This window comes from Prescottella soli (assembly GCF_040024445.1).
Taxonomy (GTDB): Bacteria; Actinomycetota; Actinomycetes; order Mycobacteriales; family Mycobacteriaceae; genus Prescottella; species Prescottella soli.
The window spans coordinates 4,664,009-4,681,964 of sequence record NZ_CP157276.1 but is presented as its reverse complement, the minus strand read 5'-3'; the positions used below and the strand labels follow the sequence as shown (position 1 = coordinate 4,681,964).

At 68.8% G+C, this 17,956-nt stretch carries 21 protein-coding genes; 9 read left to right on the top strand and 12 right to left on the bottom strand.

The window, feature by feature from the left end; translation table 11 throughout:
- Positions 1 to 167: 167 nt before the first annotated feature.
- From ABI214_RS21755 to ABI214_RS21740, 4 genes are read right to left on the bottom strand one after another with little or no spacing between them, the layout of a single operon-like run.
- The gene (locus ABI214_RS21755) at positions 168 to 1,022 is read right to left on the bottom strand and encodes a TIGR02569 family protein (RefSeq protein ID WP_348604535.1); all 855 of its coding nucleotides are present in this window, start codon (positions 1,020 to 1,022) and stop codon (positions 168 to 170) included.
- Between the two features lie 58 nt (positions 1,023 to 1,080).
- Positions 1,081 to 2,259: an adenylyltransferase/sulfurtransferase MoeZ gene (gene moeZ / locus ABI214_RS21750; RefSeq protein ID WP_348604534.1), complete on the bottom strand. Its 1,179-nt coding sequence runs from the start codon at positions 2,257 to 2,259 to the stop codon at positions 1,081 to 1,083.
- 41 nt (positions 2,260 to 2,300) lie between these two features.
- Complete coding sequence (locus ABI214_RS21745; protein ID WP_348604533.1) at positions 2,301 to 3,062, bottom strand: HAD family hydrolase; 762 nt, start codon at positions 3,060 to 3,062, stop codon at positions 2,301 to 2,303.
- Positions 3,063 to 3,075: 13 nt separating this feature from the next.
- A complete protein-coding gene (locus ABI214_RS21740) occupies positions 3,076 to 4,116 on the bottom strand; it encodes a DUF3152 domain-containing protein (RefSeq protein ID WP_408586267.1) in 1,041 nt (346 codons plus the stop codon).
- 327 nt (positions 4,117 to 4,443) lie between these two features.
- On the opposite strand from ABI214_RS21740, the gene ABI214_RS21735 reads away from it, so the two are divergent.
- Positions 4,444 to 5,115, top strand: coding sequence for a TetR/AcrR family transcriptional regulator (locus ABI214_RS21735; protein WP_348604531.1), 672 nt, complete (start codon positions 4,444 to 4,446; stop codon positions 5,113 to 5,115).
- 105 nt (positions 5,116 to 5,220) lie between these two features.
- Here the strand turns inward: ABI214_RS21735 and ABI214_RS21730 are convergent, their stop codons facing one another.
- Both ABI214_RS21730 and ABI214_RS21725 read right to left on the bottom strand, forming a co-directional pair.
- Entirely contained in the window at positions 5,221 to 5,448 is a 228-nt protein-coding gene (locus tag ABI214_RS21730) for a DUF3107 domain-containing protein (protein WP_348604530.1), read from the bottom strand.
- A gap of 113 nt (positions 5,449 to 5,561) precedes the next feature.
- Positions 5,562 to 6,242 (bottom strand): ferritin-like fold-containing protein, encoded by a 681-nt coding sequence (locus tag ABI214_RS21725; RefSeq protein ID WP_348604529.1) that lies wholly within the window; start codon positions 6,240 to 6,242, stop codon positions 5,562 to 5,564.
- Between the two features lie 378 nt (positions 6,243 to 6,620).
- Between ABI214_RS21725 and ABI214_RS21720 the strand changes: the two genes are divergently transcribed.
- The 3 genes from ABI214_RS21720 to ABI214_RS21710 are packed head-to-tail and all read left to right on the top strand — an operon-like array spanning position 6,621 to position 10,771.
- Entirely contained in the window at positions 6,621 to 8,246 is a 1,626-nt protein-coding gene (locus ABI214_RS21720) for a DEAD/DEAH box helicase (RefSeq protein WP_348611878.1), read from the top strand.
- A 20-nt stretch (positions 8,247 to 8,266) separates the two neighbouring features.
- The gene (locus ABI214_RS21715; RefSeq protein WP_348604528.1) at positions 8,267 to 9,475 is read left to right on the top strand and encodes an Rv3212 family protein; all 1,209 of its coding nucleotides are present in this window, start codon (positions 8,267 to 8,269) and stop codon (positions 9,473 to 9,475) included.
- 60 nt (positions 9,476 to 9,535) lie between these two features.
- Positions 9,536 to 10,771 carry an amidohydrolase gene (locus ABI214_RS21710; protein WP_348604527.1) on the top strand — a complete coding sequence of 412 codons (1,236 nt, stop codon included), beginning with the start codon at positions 9,536 to 9,538 and terminating at the stop codon, positions 10,769 to 10,771.
- A 12-nt stretch (positions 10,772 to 10,783) separates the two neighbouring features.
- On the opposite strand, the gene ABI214_RS21705 is transcribed toward ABI214_RS21710, so the two are convergent.
- Positions 10,784 to 11,587 carry a ParA family protein gene (locus tag ABI214_RS21705; protein WP_348604526.1) on the bottom strand — a complete coding sequence of 268 codons (804 nt, stop codon included), beginning with the start codon at positions 11,585 to 11,587 and terminating at the stop codon, positions 10,784 to 10,786.
- A gap of 66 nt (positions 11,588 to 11,653) precedes the next feature.
- Here ABI214_RS21705 and ABI214_RS21700 point away from each other — a divergent pair, with 66 nt between their 5' ends.
- Both ABI214_RS21700 and ABI214_RS21695 read left to right on the top strand, forming a co-directional pair.
- Complete coding sequence (locus ABI214_RS21700; protein WP_348604524.1) at positions 11,654 to 12,256, top strand: acid phosphatase; 603 nt, start codon at positions 11,654 to 11,656, stop codon at positions 12,254 to 12,256.
- Positions 12,253 to 12,774, top strand: a complete 522-nt coding sequence (locus ABI214_RS21695) for a GNAT family N-acetyltransferase (protein WP_348604523.1) — start codon at positions 12,253 to 12,255, stop codon at positions 12,772 to 12,774. Before ABI214_RS21700 ends, ABI214_RS21695 begins: the two co-directional genes overlap by 4 nt.
- 13 nt (positions 12,775 to 12,787) lie before the next feature.
- On the opposite strand, the gene ABI214_RS21690 is transcribed toward ABI214_RS21695, so the two are convergent.
- Positions 12,788 to 13,216, bottom strand: a complete 429-nt coding sequence (locus ABI214_RS21690; protein ID WP_348604521.1) for a hypothetical protein — start codon at positions 13,214 to 13,216, stop codon at positions 12,788 to 12,790.
- A 45-nt stretch (positions 13,217 to 13,261) separates the two neighbouring features.
- On the opposite strand from ABI214_RS21690, the gene ABI214_RS21685 reads away from it, so the two are divergent.
- A complete protein-coding gene (locus tag ABI214_RS21685) occupies positions 13,262 to 14,218 on the top strand; it encodes a diacylglycerol/lipid kinase family protein (protein WP_348604520.1) in 957 nt (318 codons plus the stop codon).
- A 317-nt stretch (positions 14,219 to 14,535) separates the two neighbouring features.
- Complete coding sequence (locus ABI214_RS21680; protein WP_127914467.1) at positions 14,536 to 14,790, top strand: WhiB family transcriptional regulator; 255 nt, start codon at positions 14,536 to 14,538, stop codon at positions 14,788 to 14,790.
- Between the two features lie 88 nt (positions 14,791 to 14,878).
- Here ABI214_RS21680 and ABI214_RS21675 read toward each other — a convergent pair whose 3' ends face one another.
- Both ABI214_RS21675 and ABI214_RS21670 read right to left on the bottom strand, forming a co-directional pair.
- Positions 14,879 to 16,399 carry a sensor histidine kinase gene (locus tag ABI214_RS21675; protein ID WP_348604519.1) on the bottom strand — a complete coding sequence of 507 codons (1,521 nt, stop codon included), beginning with the start codon at positions 16,397 to 16,399 and terminating at the stop codon, positions 14,879 to 14,881.
- A gap of 28 nt (positions 16,400 to 16,427) precedes the next feature.
- Complete coding sequence (locus ABI214_RS21670) at positions 16,428 to 16,643, bottom strand: biotin/lipoyl-binding carrier protein (RefSeq protein WP_348604517.1); 216 nt, start codon at positions 16,641 to 16,643, stop codon at positions 16,428 to 16,430.
- A 109-nt stretch (positions 16,644 to 16,752) separates the two neighbouring features.
- Between ABI214_RS21670 and ABI214_RS25535 the strand changes: the two genes are divergently transcribed.
- Positions 16,753 to 16,827 (top strand): 50S ribosomal protein bL37, encoded by a 75-nt coding sequence (locus tag ABI214_RS25535; protein WP_022597109.1) that lies wholly within the window; start codon positions 16,753 to 16,755, stop codon positions 16,825 to 16,827.
- Positions 16,828 to 16,911: 84 nt separating this feature from the next.
- Here the strand turns inward: ABI214_RS25535 and rsrA are convergent, their stop codons facing one another.
- The gene (gene rsrA / locus ABI214_RS21665; protein WP_348604515.1) at positions 16,912 to 17,211 is read right to left on the bottom strand and encodes a mycothiol system anti-sigma-R factor; all 300 of its coding nucleotides are present in this window, start codon (positions 17,209 to 17,211) and stop codon (positions 16,912 to 16,914) included.
- Positions 17,208 to 17,912, bottom strand: coding sequence for a sigma-70 family RNA polymerase sigma factor (locus tag ABI214_RS21660; protein WP_348611876.1), 705 nt, complete (start codon positions 17,910 to 17,912; stop codon positions 17,208 to 17,210). Before ABI214_RS21660 ends, rsrA begins: the two co-directional genes overlap by 4 nt.
- Between the last annotated feature and the right edge of the window lie 44 nt (positions 17,913 to 17,956).

Below are 17,956 nucleotides of genomic sequence, written 5' to 3'. Positions count from 1 at the left end.
ACGATTTTGCTGTGAAAACCGTTCTATCGGGAACCCGGCATCGATCCCGCGGTCTGGCAGGAAGATGCCAACCCGGATCACGCCACTACCCAGAGCGCTGTACGCGAGTTCACGGAGAACCTCTCCGCACCTTCAGAACGCGGCGACGCTCTGACGCAGCCCGCAGGCTAGAGAATCAACCGCACCAGCTCGGCGGTCCGGACCAGTCCGGGCAGTGCCTCGGGCGTGGACCGCGGGTGCAGGGCGTGCACCGCGAGCCGGAACAGCAGGGCGCGCAGCAGCATCTGCGGCCACTCCGGCAGATCCTCCCAGCGTCCGATCAGACCTTCGTCCGCGCCGCCCCACGACAGCGCGTCGACGACGACCACACCAGCCGCCCAGGCCGCGGGCCGCCAGTACGGCGTGATGTCGGTGACACCGGGTGCGGTGCTGCCCGCGAACAGGACCGTGCCGAACAGGTCGCCGTGGACCAGCTGATCGGGTGAGCGCACGGGCTTGCGCAGCGTCGCGAGCTGGCCGATGAGTTCGACGCTCCGCGAACCGTCCTCGGCCAGGTGCTCGAGGGCGCCGGCCGCTCGCGCCGTCCGCAGCGGAACCGTCTCCCACGCCGCCCGGTCGGCGGCGACGAAGATGTCGACGTCGGCCCACGGCGCGACCGGCGGCTGCGCCAGGAACCGGGGGCGCTCGAGCTGCGCGGTCGCTGCGTGCAGGCGAAGCGACAACGACACCACCTCGTCGTGCCGCGGTTCGGGGGTGCCGACGAGGAACGTGTCGGCCCGCCAGCCCGAGACGACGTAACGGCCGTCGGTGGCACGCACCGGGCGGGCCAGGCGGACCGCGTCCACGGCGAGTGTCTCGCGCACCTTCGCGGACCAGGCGGCGCGGGCATGATCCGCGACCGGGGACAGCACGACGTCGCCGAGTCGCCAGCCACCCTCCCAGTCCGACCCCAGCGCCACCGGTTCGATCTCGCGGAGGCCGAAGGTCGAACACACGTGTTGGGGCGGTTGTGCAGAGCTCACGGGCGTCAGGCTACCGCCGCCCGACGCCAAGATCGGTGAGGCGCTCCGTAGGGCACGCTCAGTAGACCGGAAGCGACGGATCGATCTGGTGCGCCCACGCGATGACGCCGCCCTGCAGGTGCACCGCGTCGGCGAACCCGGCCCTGCGGACGGCGGCCAGCGCCTCCGCCGAGCGGATGCCCGTCTTGCAGTGCAGCACGATGCGCTTGTCCTGGGGCAGCTCGGCCAGCGCCTCCCCCGACAGGATCCGCCCCTTCGGGATCAGCGTGGCGCCGGGCAGGTGCACGATGTCCCACTCCACCGGCTCGCGGACGTCGACGATCGCGATGTCGGCGCCCGCGTCGATCAGCTCCCGCAGCTCGAGCGGTGTGATCGTCGAGTCGCGATCCGTGTCGGCGACCGGTTCCACGCCGCAGAAGGCGTCGTAGTCGACCAGTTCGGTGATCGGCAGCCGGTCGGGGTCGCGGCTGAGCGTCACCGTCCGGTAGTTCATGGCGAGGGCGTCGTAGATCATCAGCCGACCCAGCAGCGAGTCCCCGATGCCGGTGATCAGCTTGATCGCCTCGGTCGCCATGATCGAGCCGACCGACGCGCACAGCACACCGAGGACGCCGCCCTCCGCGCACGACGGCACGGTCCCGGGCGGCGGCGCCTCCGGGTACAGGTCGCGCAGCGTGATGCCTCGACCGTCGGGGGCGTCCTCCCAGAACAGCGACACCTGCCCCTGGAACCGGTAGATCGACCCCCACACGTACGGCCGGTGCGCCAGCGCGGCGGCGTCGTTCACCAGGTAGCGGGTGGCGAAGTTGTCGGCGCCGTCCAGGATCAGGTCGTACTGCTCGAACAGCTCGACGGCATTCGACGCGTCGAGCCGGAACTCGTGCAGCCGCACCTCGACGTGCGGGTTGATCTCCCGGATGGACTCGCGCGCGCTCTGCGCCTTGGACCGCCCGACGTCGGCCGTGCCGTGGATCACCTGCCGCTGCAGGTTCGACTCGTCGACCACGTCGAAGTCGACGATGCCGATCGTGCCGACCCCGGCGGCGGCCAGGTACATCAGCGTCGGCGAGCCCAGGCCGCCGGCACCGATCACCAGGACGCGGGCGTTCTTCAACCGCCGCTGACCGGTCGTCCCCACGTCGGGGATGATCAGGTGGCGGCTGTAGCGCGCCACCTCGTCACGACTCAGTTCAGCTGTCGGCTCCACCAACGGCGGAAGCGGACTCTTCGGGGGCACCACACGCTCCTGACATCGACCGGTCAACGCTCGCGTCCAGCCTATGCCGTCCCGAATCGCACCTCGAGGTCACTCAGGTCCGACACCACGACGTCGGCCCCCGCGTCCCGAAGCGCGTCCGCGTGATGGGCCCGGTCGACACCGACGACCACCCCGAACGCCCCGCGACGACCGGCCTCGACGCCCGCGATCGCGTCCTCGAGCACGACGCACGCCGACGCCGGCAGACCCAGCCGCCGGGCGCCCTCGAGGTATGTGTCCGGCTCGGGCTTGCCGGCGAGCGACAAGCGGTCGACGTCGATGCCGTCCACCCGGGCGTCGAACAGTTCGGTGAGCCCGGCCGCGTCGAGCACCCGCACCGCGTTGCGACTCGCGGTCACCAGCGCGACGGAGATGCGCTCGGCCCGCAACCGCCGGATCAGCGTCACGGTGCCCGGGAACGCCTCGACGCCGCGCTCGTCGAGTTCGTGCAGGAACATCGCGTCCTTGCGGGCCGCGAGCCCGCACACGGTGTGCGCCGTCGGCGGATCCGACAGATCGCCGTGCGGAATCTCGATCGAGCGGGACGCCAGGAACGACGCCACCCCGTCGACGCGCGGACGGCCGTCGACGTACTGCAGGTAGTCGTCGGACGTGAACGGTGCCTCACCCTTGCCGCGCTCGGCGAGGAACCCGTCGAACAGCCGCGTCCACGCGCGCTCGTGAACGCGCGCGGTGTCGGTGACGACACCGTCCATGTCGAACAGGAAGCCGGAGCAGGCGGCGTCACCGATGTGGGCGACGACGGGGCTCGCGGCGGTCACGGTCTGCCCCTTCTCAGCCGCGCGGGTAGGGCCACGGATTGAACCGGCACACCTTGCCGTCCATCGGGACGACGCCCTCCGGGTCGAGCTTGGCGATGTCGTTGTTCGCGGTCCCGAAGGTCTGCTGCATCATCACCGGCGCCAGACCGCCGTCGCTCTCACACGGCTGGTGCGCCTGGTAGCCGATCGCGTGCCCGACCTCGTGGTTGATCTGGTACTGCCGGTAGGAACCGATGTCGCCCTGGTAGGAGATCGCACCGCGCACCCAGCGGGGCTCGTTCAGGACGACGCGGCCGATGCCGGGGTTGTAGCAGGACACCTCGAGCTGGATGTCGTAGCCGCACGCCTCCCGGATCGTCATCTGCGACGTGAGGGAGATCCGGAAGCTGGGACCGCCGCCGTTCGCCACGGCGGGATCGCCCTGGTCGACCCGCCGGAACGCGAACCGGGGGTCCTTCGTCCACCCCTTCGGATTGGCGAGGGTCTGGTCGACCATCCGGCCGAAGGACTCGTCGCCACCGAACCCGGCGGTGTCGACCCCGTCCTCCACCTCGATGGTGTAGGTGAGCACGCCATCGGTGCCCTGACCGACCTGACCGGTCGTGCCTGGAACCACGTGCCACGTGCCGGCGCCCTTCTCGGTGAACGGCCCGCCGTCCGGAAGCACGCCCGAGGGGATGGTGCTGGCAAAGTTCCCGTCCGCCACCGGCGGGACACCGATGACGTCCGTGCCGTCGGAGTGGCTGAGTTCACCGAAGCCCGGATCCTTCGGGGCGGCCGACTCGGAGTCGCCGATGCCGCGGAACGCGTCCACGACCACCAGCACCGTCACGATCAGCAGCACCGGGATCGCGTAGGCACGCCAGCCGTACATCGAGACGAACTTGCCGACGCGGCTCTGCTTCTTCGCGCCCCGGTCGGGACGCGGTACGCGAGGACGACCGATGTTCCGACGTGTGGGATCCCACGACGCTCGCAGCGGCTCGTGCGGATCGGGTACCCGACCCGGATCGAAGCCGCCGTTGCGCGCTTCGTACGGGTCGTCGTCGGACATCTCGGGAACTGTGCCCCCCAGGCGCGGTCCTCCTCGGTCAGTCACCCCGCCAGAATCTCACAGTCCGGTTCGGCCTTCACCCGGCACGCCGGAAATGTGCCCCGCTCACGTCGCGCGCGGGTGCTCGGGATGGGATGCTGGAATACTTGGTATCAGCGACGTGTCCAGCAGCATGTCCAGCGGACATGTCCTCGGCTGGACCGGCCAGTTCAACGAATACGGCCGAGAACCGCCCGGGTATCGTGCAAATGATTTATCTTGCCCCGAGGCGTTCGCGAGAGGTCGGACACCGAACGAAGCGGGGCTCTTGTGCAGATTGGGAGCGACATGACTGAACTCGCGGATCGGACACACTCCGATCGCGCCGCCACGACCGCAAACGGTCAGGGCACCCGCCGCAGCACCCGCCTACCCCGGGATGCGCGGCGACTTCAGTTGCTCGCGGCCGCCAGCGAGGTCTTCGTCAGCCGTGGCTACCACGCCGCCGGCATGGACGAGATCGCCGAGTGCGCCGGAGTGAGCAAGCCGGTGCTCTACCAGCACTTCCCCGGCAAGCTCGAGCTGTACGTCGCGGTGCTGCAGAGCTACGTCGACAGTCTCATCTCGGGTGTACGCCAGGCGCTGCGGTCCACGACGGACAACCGGCAGCGAGTGCGTGCCGCAGTCCAGGCGTTCTTCGATTTCGTCGACAACGACTCCCAGGGCTTCCGCCTGGTCTTCGAGTCCGACCTGATGGGCGAGCCGCAGGTGGCACGCCGCGTCGAGCAGGCCACCGAGGCGTGTGTCGACGCCGTGTTCGACCTGGTGGCGCACGACTCCGGTCTCGACCCGTACCGCGCCCGCATCCTGGCGGTCGGTCTCGTCGGCACCAGCCAGTTCACCGCCCGGTACTGGCTCGAGGCGGCGCGCCCCATCCCCAAGGATGAGGCCGTCGACACGACGGTCGCGCTCGCGTGGGGCGGCCTGTCGCACGTGCCGCTGCACGCCGAGACCAAGTAGCCGGCCGGCACCCGACGCTCTGAGAAGACGAGCGCTCCGAGAACACGAGAAAGGGCGCGCAGTCCAGGGGAACCCCGGGCTGCGCGCCCTTTCGGCGTCTCGGCTCTAGCTCGTGAAACCGACCTTGCGGCCGTCCGACGGGCCGAGCTCCACGTAGGTGATCCGGCTCGCCTGGACGAGGAACTTGCGTCCCTTCTCGTCGACGAGCGAGAGAACACCGTCCGCCTTGCCGCTGAGCGCGTCCGTCACGAGCGACTCCACCTCGTCGGGCGACTGGGCGCTGACGACGACGAGCTCACGCGGGCTGTCAGTAACACCGATCTTGACCTCCACGGCCAACCTCCGAACTCTCCGAGCGCTTTCAGCTGTCCCGGCCAGGTTAATGCAGCATCCGGCCCGCCAGCTTGTCCGACCGCTGTGCTGAGAGCGAACAGCACGACCCCGGGTCAGACCAGACCGAGAACGGCCATGCGCTCGGCGTGCTTGGCCTGCATGTTGTCGAAGAGCGCGGCGACGCCGTTGAGGCTCCCGGTCGCGGTCATCACCAGGTCGGTGAGTTCCTCCCGCTGCGCCAGCACGAACTGGGCCTGGGTGATGGCCTCGCCGAGCAGTCGACGCCCCCAGAGCATCAGCCGGTCCTTGTCCTGCTTGCTCGCGGTGACGGCGGCACGCACTTCCTGGACGACGAACTCGGAGTGGCCGACCTCGGCGAGCACCTCGCGGACGATCCCACCGACCGCGGGATCCAGGGAGTGGGCGATCTCGCGATAGAAGTCGGCGGCGATGCCGTCGCCGACGTAGGCCTTGACGAGGGACTCGAGCCACGTCGACGGGTCGGTGGACGCATGGTAGGCGTCGAGGGCACGCACGAACAGATCCATCGCGGAGTAGATCTCCACGCCACGATCGGTCAGTGCCTTCTGCAGCGTTTCGAAGTGCGACATCTCGGCCGCGGCCATGCTCGCGAACGCGACGCGTCCCTGCAGCGTGGGCGCCATCTGGGCGTCCTCCGCCAACCGGTAGAACGCGGAGATCTCACCGTAGGCGAGAACCGCGAACAGCTCTGCCACACCGGGGTGATCGGCGGCGATGGTCGGCACGGACGACGTTGGCGAATCGGCTCCCATGAAGCCACAGCCTAATCCGCGGCCGGGCGGTCTCGATCGACCGGACACGGCCAGAATCGTGATCTGCGCCATGGGTGTGCGAGGTTGGAACCGTTCGACCGCTACAATTACGTCGGGAGACCGTAGATTCATTCACGGTTGACGATTTCGGAACGGACGCACCGAGCTGGAATTCGAACGCGATTCGAGCGATTCGGACGCGGATCCGACACGGAATCCCGAAGATAATGTGCGCGCACCTGATCGACGGCGCCCACCGTAGCTCGCCGAGACCGACACCGGTCTCCGTGCTGATGCTGTGGCCGAGGAGGCCCGGTGGCACCGACGCAAGAGGGCATCGACATCGGCCGACTTACGGCCTGGCCCCTTACCTCGTGCGTGCGTGCCGATACGAGGAAGGCCAGTTCCCTGAGCAAGATCACGATCGACCACGAAGACGACGCAACCGAAACCACACTGTCCGCCCAGCTGGACGAGACGCACACCGCCCCCACCTTCGCCGAACTCGGCGTCCGCGACGAGATCGTCAAGGCTCTCGCCGAAATCGGTATCGAACGCACCTTCGCCATCCAGGAGCTCACGCTCCCCCTCGCGCTCGCCGGCGACGACCTCATCGGTCAGGCCCGCACCGGCATGGGCAAGACGTTCGGTTTCGGCATCCCGCTGCTCCACCGCGTGTCCACCCCGGAGTCCGGCACGGCCGCTCTCGACGGCACTCCGCGCGCCCTCGTCATCGTGCCGACCCGCGAGCTGTGCATCCAGGTGACGCAGGACCTCGAGAACGCGTCGAAGTTCCTGAAGTCCGGCAAGAAGAAGCTCGAAGTCCTGTCCATCTACGGCGGCCGCCCCTACGAGCAGCAGATCGACGCGCTCCGCAAGGGCGTCGACGTCGTCGTCGGCACCCCCGGCCGCCTGCTCGACCTCGCCAACCAGGGGCACCTGATCCTGGGCAAGGTCGGCGTCCTGGTCCTCGACGAGGCCGACGAGATGCTCGACCTGGGCTTCCTGCCCGACATCGAGCGCATCCTCGGCATGGTGCCGGACAAGCGCCAGACCATGCTGTTCTCCGCGACCATGCCGGGCCCGATCATCACGCTCGCCCGCACGTTCCTGACGCAGCCGACGCACATCCGCGCCGAGGAGGCGGATTCGTCCGCCGTGCACGAGCGCACCACCCAGCACATCTACCGCGCCCACGCGCTGGACAAGGCCGAGATGGTGGCCCGTGTCCTGCAGGCCGACGGCCGCGGCGCGACGATGATCTTCACCCGCACCAAGCGCACCGCGCAGAAGGTCGCCGACGACCTGAACGAGCGCGGCTTCAAGGTCGGCGCCGTGCACGGTGACCTCGGCCAGATCGCCCGCGAGAAGGCCCTCGCCGGCTTCCGCAGCGGCAAGGTGGACGTGCTCGTCGCGACCGACGTCGCGGCCCGCGGCATCGACATCGACGACGTCACGCACGTCATCAACTACCAGTGCCCCGAGGACGAGAAGACCTACGTGCACCGCATCGGCCGCACCGGTCGCGCGGGCCGCACCGGCACCGCGATCACGCTGGTGGACTGGGACGACATCCCGCGCTGGCAGCTGATCGACAAGGCGCTCGAGCTCGGCATCGCGGAGCCGGTCGAGACCTACTCGAGCTCGCCGCACCTCTACGAGGACCTCGGCATCCCGACGGACGCGAAGGGCACGATCCGCAAGGCCCGCACCGAGCGGCCCGCGAAGGAGTCCGCCGAGTCCGAGAACGGCGAGAAGGCCGCACCCAAGCGCGACCGGGTTCGCCGCCGCACCCGCGGGGGCAAGTCCTCCGGCGCCGCCGCGCAGACCACCGCCGACGCCACCGCGTCGGCCGGCGCGCAGGACGGCGCAGCGAGCACCGGCCCGGCCGCCGACGGTCAGTCGGACGCGCCGCGTCGTCGCCGTCGCCGTCGCCGTTCCGGTGCGGACACCGCCGCATCGGCCGCGTCCGAGCCGGTGAGCGTCACCGCGGCCGCGGAGTAGCTCCGGGTAGTCTGCGAGCTGTGCTGGCACCCGAGCGTCGTACCCGTCTGGACGTTGCGGTCGCCGCGATCATCGCGATCGTCGTCGCGGTCGCCGTGACCGTGATCTGGATACGCAGCGACGCTCGGGGCACCACCTCCGTGACCGCGGATACGCCTGCGCCGGAAGCGAGTACGGCGCTGTCGGTGCCGGAGACCCTGAACGAGATCTGGCGCGCCGACAGCCCCGTCACGACCGCCCCCGTCGTCGCCGGCGGGGCCGTCGCGACGGCCGACGGCGGCACCGTGACCGGTCGCGACCCGTCGACCGGCGTCGAACTGTGGCGCTACCAGCGGGACATGCCGCTGTGTGGGGCCATCGGCGCGTGGAACACGGTGGTGGCCGTCTACCGCGACCAGCGCGGGTGCAGTCAGGTCACCCAGCTCGACGGGGCGACGGGCGAACGCAGGGCTCAGCGATCGAGCGACGCGGACGACGCCGTGACGCTGTCCTACGACGGCACGTATGTCGTCTCCCGTGGTTCGGAGCGCATGGAGGTGTGGCGCTCGGATCTGGTGCGCACCCTCGAATTCGGACGGGTCGACGCCCCGATCAATCCGGGCAAGCAGCCGCGCAGCGGGTGCGAGTTGTCGTCCGCGGCGGCTGGTGGCACCCGGGTCTCGGTGCTGATGCGCTGCCCCGGCGAGGCCGGCGACCGCCTCAGCGTGCTCGACGTCGTCCCGAAGGACAATCAGGAGCCGAAGGAGTTCGGGTCCAGTCTCGTCGGCGCCGCGAGCGCGCCCGGCACCCGGCTCATCGCGGCGTCCGGCGACCGCACGGCGGTGTATCTGCCGCCCGGCCCGACGTCCGGACCGCGCATCGCCGTCTACGACGGCACGGCCAGCGAACTGGCGTCGTATCCGTTGGCCGGTCCCGTCAGCGCCGAGGCGACCGCGGCCCGCAACGGTTCGGTGTTCACGTGGTGGACCGGCAGCGAGTTGATCGCGCTGTCCACGAGTGAACTCGCGCCGCGCTGGACGATCTCCGGGGCGCTGGGTCCCGGCGCGATCATGGCGGGATCGCTGCTGGTGCCGGTGCCCGACGGCGTCGCGGTCCTCGACCCCGCGACCGGCGCGGAGCAGCGTCGGATCCCCGTCACCCGCGACACCGCCGTCGCACCGATCGCGACGTCCGTGGTCGGCGACGTCGTGCTCGAGCAGCGCAGCGACGAGGTGGTCGCCCTCCGCTAACGCGGACGGCACGCCATTACGCTGAGGCTCGGACTGTCTCCGACCGATCGAGGTTGCATCATGGCCCTCAGCGACTCCTCCCCCGGTCCGGCGTGGCTCGCCGACTTCTACCGCGATCTGCACCGGCATCCGGAATTGTCGTTCGCGGAGACCCGCACCGCGGAACGGATCGCCGCCAAACTCGGCGAACTGGGCGTCGACACGACGACCGGTGTCGGCGGCACCGGAGTGGTGGGCCTGATCCGCAACGGTGACGGCCCCACGGTTCTCCTGCGCGCCGACATGGACGCGCTACCGGTCGAGGAGAAGACGGCACTCCCCTACGCCAGCACGATTCGCGCAGCCGACTCCGACGGCAAGGACGTTCCGGTCGCGCACGCGTGCGGACACGACATGCACGTGACATGCCTGCTGGGCGCACTCGAGGTGCTGGTGGACGAGAAGGCCTCGTGGTCGGGCACCGTGATGGCGGTGTTCCAGCCCGCCGAGGAACTCGGCTCCGGGGCGCAGGCGATGGTCGACGACAATCTGTTCGGGCGGTTCGGCAGACCCGACGTCGTACTCGGCCAGCACGTCGCTCCTCTGCCCGCCGGCATGCTCGCGGCCCACCCCGGCGCCGCGTTCGCCGGCGCGGACTCGCTGAGGGTCCTCCTGCACGGCACCGGCTCGCACGGGTCGATGCCCGAGCTCGCGGTCGACCCGGTGGTCATGGCGGCCGCGACGGTCCTGCGCCTGCAGACCGTGGTCTCGCGCACCGTCGCAGCGACCGAGACGGTCGTACTCACGGTCGGTGCGATGCAGGCCGGCACCAAGGCGAACGTGATTCCGGACCACGCCGAACTGAAGCTCAACATCCGCACCTACGACGCGGGGGTGCGCGCCCGCGTCCTCGACACGATCACCCGAATCGTCGAGGCGGAGGCCGCGGCGTCGAACGCCCCTCGCCCGCCGGAGATCACGCCGATCGATTCGTTTCCCGTCCTGGTCAACGACGTCGACGCGGTCGCCCGAACAGTGGCGGCCTTCCGTCGCCGGTTCGGCGACGACAACGTGATCGATCCCGGTGCCGGTCCGGCCAGCGAGGACGTCGGAGTGTTCGCGACCGCGGCGAGCGCCCCGATCTGTTACTGGATCCTCGGTGGCGCGGACCCGGAGATCTTCGCGAAGGCGGCGGCTGACGGAACTACCCCGGACCTGCCACCCAACCATTCGCCGTACTACGCCCCCGTGATCGAACCCACGATCACGACCGGGGTCACCGCGCTGGTGACCGCGGCCCGGGAATGGCTGAGCTGACGAACAGCCCGATCAGGCCGTCCCCTCGTAGGGCGAGAACGTGACGAGGTCGGCACCCCCGGTCCAGTGGGCCGAAAGATGGTGCGCCAGTTCACGGTACGCCTCGGCACCCTTGTTCTTGCGACCCGCGAGCACCGTGGCACCGGACGCCGACGCCTCGGCGAAGCGGACGGTCCGTGGGATCGGCGGGGCGAGAACCGGCAGGTCGTAGCGGTCCGAGACGTCGGACAGGACGTCGCGGCTGTGGGTCGTTCGCGCGTCGTACAGCGTCGGCAGCGCCCCCAGCAGCACGAGGTCGGGATTGGTGATCTGCTGGACCTCGGAGACGGTGCGCAGCAGTTGACCGACACCGCGGTGCGCCAGCGTCTCGCACTGCAGCGGCACCAGCACCTGCCGGGCGGCGGTGAGCCCGTTGAGTGTCAGTACACCCAGGGACGGCGGGCAGTCGATGACGATCACGTCGAAGTCGTCGAGCAGCGGCGCGAGGGCCCGCTTGAGCGCGAACTCCCGGCCCGGGCGCATCAGCAACAGCGCCTCCGAGCCCGCGAGGTCGATCGTCGCGGGCAGCAGTGTCACGCCCTCGTCCGTCCCGAGCAGCACGTCCTGCGCCGGAACGTCCCCCGCGAGCACGTCGTGCACCGACTTCTCGAGCCGATCGGGGTTGTGCCCCAACGAGAATGTCAGACACCCCTGCGGATCGAGGTCCACCACCAACACCCGCTGACCGAGGTCGACGAGCGCCGCCCCCAGCGACGCGACCGTCGTGGTCTTGGCCACCCCACCCTTTTGATTCGCTACAGCCAGTACCGTCGTCACGGCCTAGATCCTTGCGTACTCGAGGCCCGAGCGCGAGGATTCCGCTACGCCCGGCATGATGAGTCCATGACCTCACCCGACCGCCGGCTCGTCCTGCTCCGACACGGGGAGACCGAGTGGGCCCGGCTGGGCCGGCACACCAGCACCACCGAGGTCCCTCTCACCGAGCTCGGCGCCGAACAGGCACGCGCGGCCGGTGCACTGTTGTCCGCGCTCGACCTGCGCGACCCGCTGGTGGTCACCAGCCCTCGTCGACGGGCCCACGTCACCGCGGAGCTCGCCGGGCTGACCGGCGATCACCGGTGGGACGCCCTCACGGAGTGGGACTACGGCGAGCTCGAGGGCCTGACCACCCCCGAGATCCGCGAACGGATTCCGCACTGGACGGTGTGGACCCATCCGTGCCCGGGCGGCGAGACCCACGACATGGTGACCTCCCGCGCCGACATGGTGGTGCACACGTGCGAGGCCGCCCTCGCGGACCGGGACGTCGTGCTGGTGGGACACGGCCACTTCTTCCGCGCCGTGATCGCCCGGTGGATCGAACAGCCGGTGTCCGAGGGTCGGCGCGTCCTCCTCTCCCCCGCCGCCCACACGGTCCTGAGCTACGAGCACGGGTTCCGCGCAATCGTCACCCACAATGTGGCCCCGAAAGTAGGTATCGAGTGAACTCCGCTTCCGAGAAGACCGCGACCATCCGCCGCGCGACCCCCGCCGACTCCGCCGCGATCACCGGCCTGATCTACGAACTCGCCGAGTACGAGAAGGCGCGGCACGAGTGCACGGTGGTGCCCGCGCAGATCGAGGACGCCCTGTTCGGTCCCGAGCCCGCGGTCTTCGCACACGTCGTCGAGGTCACGTCGGCCGACGACCCGGCCCCGAAGATCGTCGGGACGGCGATCTGGTTCCGCAACTTCTCGACGTGGGACGGCGTGCACGGCATCTACCTCGAGGACCTGTACGTCACGCCCGAGCATCGCGGTGCCGGCTACGGCACGGCGCTGTTGGCGACCCTCGCCGAGGAATGCGTCACCAAGGGATACACGCGTCTGGCCTGGTCGGTGCTGAACTGGAACACACCGTCGATCGGGTTCTACGAATCGCTCGACGCGGTCGCACAGGACGAGTGGACGACCTACCGGCTCAGCGGCGACGCGCTGGCGGCTCTCGCCACCCGCGTGCCGTGACGGGTACCGGGGTTCATTCCTCGTCGGCGGGGGCGTCGGGGGCGGCGTAACCCTCGGCCATCCAGCGAGATGTGCTGCCCGCGAACAACATCACCAGTGCGGAGACGACGACGACACCGAGCACGATGCCCCAGAGCACCCGGTGCGACGTGAGCACGTACCACGTGACGGGCAGCAGGAGCAGCTGCGCCATGAGCGCGATGGTGCGCCCCCACCGCTGCCCGAGGACAAGACCGACGCCCGCGGCCAGCACGGCACCACCGAGGATCGCGAACCACAGGGCTGTGCCGTAGCCGCTGGTCACACTCTGGTCGTAACCGAGCAGACCTCGCACGACCAGGAAGATCGCGAAACCCACGGCCGCCGCACCCTCGAGCGCCACGAGCGCGCCGGCTCGACGGACCGTGCTGGGAGTCGGGGCGGGTGCAGGCTGGTTCGACACGCAGCCAGCCTATACACCGACAGGACCCGGCTAGGCTGATGCCCCGTGCGCGCGCTGCTGATCGTCAACCCCAACGCCACCTCGACCACTCCCGCAGGTCGCGACCTCCTCGCACACGCCCTGTCGAGCCGGGTGCGGTTGACCGTGGCGCACACGACGCACCGCGGTCACGCCGCGGAACTGGCCGCGCAGGCACGCATCGACGGAGTGACGCTGATCATCGTCCACGGCGGCGACGGCACCGTGAACGAGGTGATCAACGGACTGCTGGGCGAACCGCACCCCAAGTCGATGCGGTCCGTTCCCGCCGGGCCGATCCCACTGATCGCGGTCGTGCCGGGCGGCTCGGCGAACGTGTTCGCCCGGTCCCTCGGAATCGACCCGGACCCGATCGACGCCACGAACCAACTGATCGAGCTGCTCGCGCTGCGCCGTCGTCGGACGATCGGGCTGGGTCACTGCGACAACCGCTGGTTCACGTTCAATGCCGGAATGGGCCTCGACGCCCAGGTGTGCGAAGCGGTCGACCACGGTCGCAGCAACGGCCAGGCAGTCACCCCCGGGCGCTACGTCCGGCACGCCGTACGCGCCTTCTTTCGCGCCAAGCGCGAGGAGCCGACGCTGACGATCGAAATCCCCGATCAGGAGCCGATCGACGGCGTGCACTACGCCTTCGTGTCGAACTCGACACCGTGGACGTACCTGAACAAGCGTGAGGTGCATACGAATCCGGCCACCAGCTTCGACACCGGGCTCGGCCTCTTCGCGATGCGCACGATGCGCGTCTTTGCCAGCTTGCGCGTCGTTCGTCAACTACTTACTGCCGGATTATCGCCGAAATCACATTCATTGATTCGATTCGACGATGTTCGACAAATCCGTATACATGCGAGTGCACCGATCGGACTTCAAATGGACGGCGACTATATCGGCCTCCGAACCGATGTGACATTCACCGCCGTTCCCGACGCCCTTACCGTCGTCGCGCCGCCTGCGCACTGAGCCCGAACCCCCGGAAGCCCCTCCGTCCCACTGGACCGAACGTCCGATTGGGACCGTCCGAGCGCTCGTTCGACAACGAACGGTGACCAATTTGCCCAGATGGGGTGCGCAAATCCCCAGGTGGGTGTAGAAAGGACGACGGGCCAGATAGGGCAACCTAACCGAGTGAGCTTCCCCACGGTGCAGTCGATTTCTATTGACTTCCCTCTGGTTCGTGAAAGCATTCACAAGTAACAGTGCTGAAACTTCCGGAGTAAGCACCTCTGAACTTGCGAATACATAACGGTGCATGGCGCACCCAGTTAAGGAGTAGACGGATGGACTGGCGCCACAAGGCAATCTGCCGCGACGAGGACCCCGAACTGTTCTTCCCCGTGGGAAACAGCGGCCCGGCTCTCGCGCAGATCGCTGATGCCAAGGTGGTGTGCAACCGGTGCCCCGTGACCGCGGAGTGCCTGTCGTGGGCTCTCGAGTCCGGTCAGGACGCCGGCGTCTGGGGCGGCATGAGCGAGGACGAGCGCCGCGCTCTCAAGCGCCGCAACGCCCGCACCCGCGCGCGCACCGCAGTCTGAGTCTTCACAGACCACGGCGAAGGCCCGGCACCACACGGTGCCGGGCCTTCGTCGTATCCGGGGCCCGGATGTCGGGGTTTCGTCGAGGTCAGGGCCGGTGTGCGCGTCGGCCGAGCGGGACGCGCAGCACCGCGTCCGTGCCCCCGTCCGCGGACGGGTGCAGGCCCAGCGATCCCCCGAGTTCGGCGCCGACGAGCGTGCGCACGATCTGCAGCCCGAGACGATCGGACTTCTCGAGGCTGAATCCTTCCGGCAATCCGCGCCCGTCGTCGTGGATGACGACGTCGAGCCAACGGGCGGAGCGATCCGCTCGCAGGTACACCGTGCCCGGCTGACCGGGATCGAAGGCGTGCTCGATCGCGTTCTGCACCAATTCGGTGAGCACCATCACGAGCGGGGTCGCGCGCTCGGCGGAGAACACGCCGAGGCTGCCCTCCCGCTTGATCTTGATAGGCATGTTGACCGACGCGACGTCGGCCAGGATCGGAACGAGGCGATCGACCACCTCGTCGAGGTCCACTTCCTCGTCCACCGACATCGACAGCGTCTCGTGGACGAGCGCGATCGACGTGACGCGTCGGACCGACTCGCTGAGCGCCGAACGCGCCTCCTCGTTATCGGTGCGGCGGGCCTGCAGGCGCAGCAGCGCGGCGACCGTCTGGAGGTTGTTCTTCACCCGGTGGTGGATCTCGCGGATCGTCGCGTCCTTGCTGAGCAGGGCGCGATCGCGACGCTTGACCTCGGTGACGTCACGGATGACGACGGCGGCGCCGACGATCTTGCCGTGCGGCTTGAGTACGAGTGCCCGCAGCAGCACGATCGCACCGCGGGCCTCCACCTCCATGCGGTGCCCGAGGCGGCCGGCCAGGGTGCCGCTGATGTAGTCGGCGACTTCCTTCGACTCGAACGGGTCGGTGATGAGCGCACGGGTCGTGGACGCGAGATCCTGACCCACCAGATCGGTGTTGAGCCCCATCCGGTGATACGCCGACAGCGCGTTGGGGCTCGCGTACACGACGCGGCCCTCGGGATCGAGGCGGATGAACCCGTCCCCGGCCCGCGGACTGGAATTGGTGTCCGAGCGGGAAATCGGGTTGGGAAACGTTCCCTCGCTGATCATCTGGCACAGGTCGGCCGCGCAGTCGAGGTAGGCGATCTCGAGCGGGCTCTGGGCCCGCTGCTGCGCCAGATTGGTGTCGCGGCTCAGGACGGCGATCACCTCGCCGTCGCATCGCACCGGGACCGCCTCCCGGCGCAGCGGTGTCCCGCCGCGCCACGAGTGGTCGACCTCGGTCACGATCTCGCCGTCGAGGAGTGCCTTGAGGACCTGAGGATGCTCCGATTCGGAGACCACGGAGCCGACTGCGTCGTCCGGGAACGCCGTGGACGCCGTCGTGGGGCGACACTGCGCGACGCACACGACGGTGAGGGGATCGGATCCGGCGGCGCCCTTCGGGTCGTCGGGCCGCTCGGTCGCCACCCACAGCAGGACGTCGGCGAAGGACAGGTCCGCGAGCAGCTGCCATTCACCCACCACCTGCTGCAGGTGGTCGACCGCGTTTCCGGGGAGGTCGGTGTGCTCGGCGAGCAGGTCGCTCAGTGTCGACATGTGCCAGGCTCCGAATCGCTTCTCGGTATCAGCTGATGGTGGCGATCAGGTCGCCCTGCTGGATGACATCGCCGACAGTCACGTCCACGGACGTGACCTTCCCGGCGACCTCCGCGAGAACCGGGATCTCCATCTTCATCGACTCGAGGATAACCAGGGTGTCACCCTCGTTCACCTCTTCACCCTCACTCACAACGACCTGGTAGACGGTCGAAACCATCTCGGCTCGCACATCTTCTGCCACCTGGCACCTCACTCTTCGCGGACGGTCGCGGACCAGCCAATGGAACCACAGCCAACCACACGTGAAACACTAGGACGAACCAGAGTTCGAACAGAGAAGGGAGCTACTCATGGGTAAGCGTGGTCGTAAGAAGCGCAGCCGCAAGGGCAACGCCGCCAACCACGGCAAGCGTCCCAACGCCTGAGGCGCGTACAGACGGAATCAGGGGCCGGTGAGCTGAGTGCTCGCCGGCCCCTGATCTCGTTCACGGACGCTCCTGTCGGCGCGTCTAGTCGTCCGACTCGCGGTCGGAGACCAACTCGGTCTCGGTGAGGATCACGGTGCGTCGGATCTCGATCGACAGCCGCTCACGCAGCCCGGCCGGCGCGTGCTCACCGCCGCATTTGCGTCCGATGAGGCCCTTGATCTTCTCCTCGATGCCGTACGCCTCGAAGCACGCACCACAGTCCTCCAGGTGCCGTTCGATCCGCGCGCGGGAATGCTCGTCGCATTCGCTGTCGAGCAGCAACCACACATCGGCGAGCACTGCAGAGCAGTCCAACTGCTCGAATTCGTTCTCCCCGGTCACCGAGTAACCTCCTGCTCCGCTGCCGACTTGCCGGCCTGCCCTGCCGGCGTGCGGTTGAATCCACGTTCCCGGGCGACGTCGGCGAGCAGACCCCGTAGTTGCTTGCGTCCGCGATGCAACCGCGACATCACGGTGCCGATGGGCGTGCCCATGATCTCCGCGATCTCCTTGTACGGGAATCCTTCGACATCGGCGTAGTAGACCGCCATGCGGAACTCCTCGGGAAGCTCCTGCAACGCCGCCTTGATGTCGTCGTCGGGCAGTGCGTCGAGTGCCTCGACCTCCGCCGAACGCAGCCCCGTCGAGGTGTGCTCGGCCGTCGCGGCGAGCTGCCAGTCGGTGATCTCGTCGGTCGGGTACTGCGCCGGCTGCCGCTGCTTCTTGCGGTAGGAGTTGATGTAGGTGTTCGTGAGGATGCGGTACAGCCAGGCCTTGAGGTTGGTCCCTTCCTTGAAGGAACGGAACGCCGAGTACGCCTTGACGTACGTCTCCTGGACCAGGTCCTCCGCGTCGGCCGGGTTACGCGTCATCCGCAGCGCGGCGCCGTACAGCTGGTCGAGCAGTGGTAGCGCGTCGCGCTCGAACCGCTCGGTCAGCCGGTCGTCGGGCTCCGGCCTGTCACCCTTGGGTCGGTCCCCCGGTTCGTGGTCGTCCAGCACGCTGATCCCTTCGCTTGCCGTAGGGGTCAAGGCTACCGCCATAGCGGGCGCGAGAGCCGGATGCGCCTCGGCCTCGATCGCCGGAC

Excerpts from the sequence above, each read along its gene's own strand:
- ABI214_RS21740 (WP_408586267.1), bottom strand. The coding sequence starts at position 4,116 with ATGTCCGACGACGACCCGTACGAAGCGCGCAACGGCGGCTTCGATCCG.
- ABI214_RS21735 (WP_348604531.1), top strand. The coding sequence starts at position 4,444 with ATGACTGAACTCGCGGATCGGACACACTCCGATCGCGCCGCCACGACC.
- ABI214_RS21725 (WP_348604529.1), bottom strand. The coding sequence starts at position 6,242 with ATGGGAGCCGATTCGCCAACGTCGTCCGTGCCGACCATCGCCGCCGAT.
- ABI214_RS21710 (WP_348604527.1), top strand. The coding sequence starts at position 9,536 with ATGGCCCTCAGCGACTCCTCCCCCGGTCCGGCGTGGCTCGCCGACTTC.
- ABI214_RS21700 (WP_348604524.1), top strand. The coding sequence starts at position 11,654 with ATGACCTCACCCGACCGCCGGCTCGTCCTGCTCCGACACGGGGAGACC.
- ABI214_RS21680 (WP_127914467.1), top strand. The coding sequence starts at position 14,536 with ATGGACTGGCGCCACAAGGCAATCTGCCGCGACGAGGACCCCGAACTG.
- ABI214_RS21675 (WP_348604519.1), bottom strand. The coding sequence starts at position 16,399 with ATGTCGACACTGAGCGACCTGCTCGCCGAGCACACCGACCTCCCCGGA.
- ABI214_RS21660 (WP_348611876.1), bottom strand. The coding sequence starts at position 17,912 with ATGGCGGTAGCCTTGACCCCTACGGCAAGCGAAGGGATCAGCGTGCTG.